Genomic DNA, 529 nt, shown 5'->3' with positions numbered 1-529 from the left:
AGGTATAGGTGGAGGTTGACGCCTTGTCACCTAACCCTTGAGTAGCTGAAATCAACTGGTCTTTCAGGTCATAGCTATAGCTCTTGATGCGCTCACTACCAGATAGGACACTGGTCAGATTGCCATTACCATCATAGGTCCTGGTGGCTTGACCACCCGCTTCATTCATAACCTTGGTCACATGGTTGTCATGGTCATAGCTGTAGAGCTGGAGCTGCCCTGCGGTATCACTCTCACTGGTCAAGCGATTAAGGGCATCATAGGTCCGCTTGGTCACTTGCCCCAGAGGATTGGTTTCCTCGAGGAGGTTCCCATTGGGGTCGTAGCTATAACTGGTCTCCCGCTTGCCGTTGATTATACGCTTGGTTACTTGACCGACTGGGTCATAGTGGGAAGCAAGCTCTCGACCGGTCGGACTGGTAATGGTCTTGAGCTGGTCAAGGGTCGTATAGCTAAAGCGGGTGGTCGCGCCTGACGGACTGGTCAGTTTCTCAAGGTTACCTGCTTCGTCGTAGCTATACGTGGTTTC

At 52.0% G+C, this 529-nt stretch carries 1 pseudogene; it reads right to left on the bottom strand.

The window, feature by feature from the left end:
* A pseudogene (locus E4T79_RS10760) lies at window positions 1–529 on the bottom strand (RHS repeat protein); the annotation flags it as partial.

The sequence above is a fragment of the Streptococcus sp. LYSM12 genome, from assembly GCF_004569635.1.
Taxonomy (GTDB): domain Bacteria; phylum Bacillota; class Bacilli; order Lactobacillales; family Streptococcaceae; genus Streptococcus.
The sequence above is the reverse complement of the archived record's forward strand: the minus strand, read 5'-3'. Positions and strand labels throughout refer to the sequence as shown.